General features: G+C 54.2%; 1 tRNA gene and 2 rRNA genes. All 3 read left to right on the forward strand.

The features are described 5' to 3' along the window. Positions 1-158: 158 nt before the first annotated feature. The 3 genes from NA8A_RS24005 to NA8A_RS24015 all read left to right on the forward strand — a co-directional run bounded on the left by NA8A_RS24005 (position 159) and on the right by NA8A_RS24015 (position 3,316). A 23S ribosomal RNA gene (locus NA8A_RS24005) occupies positions 159-2,963 on the forward strand. A 73-nt stretch (positions 2,964-3,036) separates the two neighbouring features. Further along, a 5S ribosomal RNA gene (rrf, locus tag NA8A_RS24010) occupies positions 3,037-3,151 on the forward strand. Positions 3,152-3,239: 88 nt separating this feature from the next. After that, a tRNA-Met gene (locus NA8A_RS24015) sits at positions 3,240-3,316 on the forward strand. The last annotated feature ends 2 nt before the right edge of the window (positions 3,317-3,318 follow it).

Raw genomic sequence — 3,318 nt, forward strand, 5'->3', positions numbered from 1 at the left:
GTTCGGGCCCATCGCTTGATGGTGCGTCGGAGGTGAACGCTCAATTCCCTCCAATATGATTGGCGGCTTAACCGCAGGCCATCGAACAAGTCTCGAGAAGCTGGTCTTTTCTGCCAAGACCGTTCGGAGCGATCCGGATGGGCATTGGCAATGAGAATGATCAAGTGTCTTAAGGGCAATTGGTGGATGCCTTGGCATGCACAGGCGATGAAGGACGTGATACGCTGCGAAAAGCTACGGGGAGGTGCGAATACCCTTTGATCCGTAGATATCCGAATGGGGAAACCCACCTTAGATACTTGGAAAATCAGAGCAGCCTTGGATTATGTCCGGGGCTGTTGTGGTTTCCAAGTATCGATTAAAGGTATCTTATTCTGAATACATAGGGATAAGAAGCGAACGCGGGGAACTGAAACATCTAAGTACCCGTAGGAAAGGACATCAACCGAGACTCCGCTAGTAGTGGCGAGCGAACGCGGACCAGGCCAGTGGCTATCGTTTGACAAGCAGAACCTTCTGGAAAGTAGGGCCAAAGCGGGTGACAGCCCCGTATGCGTAATGCGAACGATAGTCCTCGAGTAGGGCGGGACACGTGAAATCCTGTCTGAACGTGGGGGGACCACCCTCCAAGCCTAAGTACTCGTGCATGACCGATAGCGAACTAGTACCGTGAGGGAAAGGTGAAAAGCACCCCGACAAGGGGAGTGAAAGAGTACCTGAAACCGGTTGCCTACAAACAGTGGGAGCACGCAAGTGTGACCACGTACCTTTTGTATAATGGGTCAGCGACTTAGTGTAACGTGCAAGCTTAAGCCGGTAGGTGTAGGCGTAGCGAAAGCGAGTCTGAACAGGGCGTTCAGTACGTTGCACTAGACCCGAAACCGAGTGATCTAGCCATGAGCAGGCTGAAGGTACGGTAACACGTACTGGAGGGCCGAACCCATATCTGTTGCAATAGATCGGGATGACTTGTGGCTAGGGGTGAAAGGCCAATCAAACTCGGAAATAGCTGGTTCTCCGCGAAATCTATTTAGGTAGAGCGTCGGATGAATACCTCGGGGGGTAGAGCACTGGATGGGCTAGGGGTCCTCACCGGATTACCAAACCTAACCAAACTCCGAATACCCGAGAGTACTATCCGGCAGACACACGGCGGGTGCTAACGTCCGTCGTGGAGAGGGAAACAACCCTGACCAACAGCTAAGGTCCCCAAGTTATGGCTAAGTGGGAAAGGATGTGAGACTCCCAAAACAACCAGGATGTTGGCTTAGAAGCAGCCATCATTTAAAGAAAGCGTAACAGCTCACTGGTCTAATTAAGGGGTTTTGCGCCGAAAATGTACCGGGGCTAAAGCCATACACCGAAGCTTTGGGTTCACCGCAAGGTGAGCGGTAGCGGAGCGTTCCGTAAGCTGATGAAGGGAGACCCGTGAGGGCTCCTGGAGGTATCGGAAGTGCGAATGCTGACATGAGTAACGATAAAGGGGGTGAGAGACCCCCTCGCCGAAAGTCCAAGGGTTCCTGCTTAAAGTTAATCTGAGCAGGGTTAGCCGGCCCCTAAGGCGAGGCCGAAAGGCGTAGTCGATGGGAACCACGTTAATATTCGTGGGCCTGGAGGTAGTGACGGATCGCAGCCGTTGTCTTTCCTTATCGGATTGGGAAGGCAGCCAAGCGGTCCCGGGAAATAGCTCCTCCGTATAGACCGTACCCGAAACCGACACAGGTGGACTGGTAGAGTATACCAAGGCGCTTGAGAGAACTCTGCTGAAGGAACTCGGCAAATTGCACGCGTAACTTCGGGATAAGCGTGACCCTTCGGTGGGCAACCATCGGGGGGTGGCACAGACCAGGGGGTAGCGACTGTTTATCAAAAACACAGGGCTCTGCGAAGTCGCAAGACGACGTATAGGGTCTGACGCCTGCCCGGTGCCGGAAGGTTAAGAGGAGGGGTGCAAGCTCTGAATCGAAGCCCCGGTAAACGGCGGCCGTAACTATAACGGTCCTAAGGTAGCGAAATTCCTTGTCGGGTAAGTTCCGACCTGCACGAATGGCGTAACGACTTCCCCGCTGTCTCCAGCAGAGACTCAGTGAAATTGAATTCCCCGTGAAGATGCGGGGTTCCTGCGGTTAGACGGAAAGACCCCGTGCACCTTTACTATAGCTTTACACTGGCATTCGTGTCGGCATGTGTAGGATAGGTGGTAGGCTTTGAAGCCAGGGCGCCAGCCTTGGTGGAGCCATCCTTGAAATACCACCCTTATCTACATGGATGTCTAACCGCGGTCCGTTATCCGGATCCGGGACAGTGTATGGTGGGTAGTTTGACTGGGGCGGTCGCCTCCTAAAGAGTAACGGAGGCGCGCGATGGTGGGCTCAGAACGGTCGGAAATCGTTCGCTGAGTGCAATGGCATAAGCCTGCCTGACTGCGAGACAGACAAGTCGAGCAGAGACGAAAGTCGGTCATAGTGATCCGGTGGTCCCGCGTGGAAGGGCCATCGCTCAACGGATAAAAGGTACGCCGGGGATAACAGGCTGATGACCCCCAAGAGTCCATATCGACGGGGTTGTTTGGCACCTCGATGTCGACTCATCGCATCCTGGGGCTGGAGCAGGTCCCAAGGGTATGGCTGTTCGCCATTTAAAGCGGTACGTGAGTTGGGTTCAGAACGTCGTGAGACAGTTCGGTCCCTATCTGCCGTGGGTGTAGGAATATTGACAGGATCTGTCCCTAGTACGAGAGGACCGGGATGGACGTATCTCTGGTGGACCTGTTGTGGCGCCAGCCGCATAGCAGGGTAGCTATATACGGACGGGATAACCGCTGAAGGCATCTAAGCGGGAAACCCACCTGAAAACGAGTGTTCCCTGAGAGCCGTGGAAGACGACCACGTTGATAGGCCGGGTGTGGAAGTGCGGCAACGCATGGAGCTTACCGGTACTAATAGCTCGATCGGCTTGATCATTCTCATTGCTCGTGCCCATCTAACGATGGCTCAAATGCATAAACCAGCTTCTCGATTTGATGCGCTTTGCCGACCTGGTGGTTATGGCGGGGCGGCTGCACCCGTTCCCTTTCCGAACACGGCCGTGAAACGCCCCAGCGCCGATGGTACTTCGTCTCAAGACGCGGGAGAGTAGGTCGCTGCCAGGTCTGCAAATCGCATCAAACTTCTCAAATCAAACAATAGGCCGCAACTCGCGGCCTTTTGTCGTTAAATCCATGCAGACAAAAAAGTTGACGCGGGGTGGAGCAGCCCGGTAGCTCGTCAGGCTCATAACCTGAAGGTCGTAGGTTCAAATCCTACCCCCGCAACCAAA

It is taken from the genome of Nitratireductor indicus C115 (assembly GCF_000300515.1).
GTDB lineage: Bacteria > Pseudomonadota > Alphaproteobacteria > Rhizobiales > Rhizobiaceae > Nitratireductor > Nitratireductor indicus.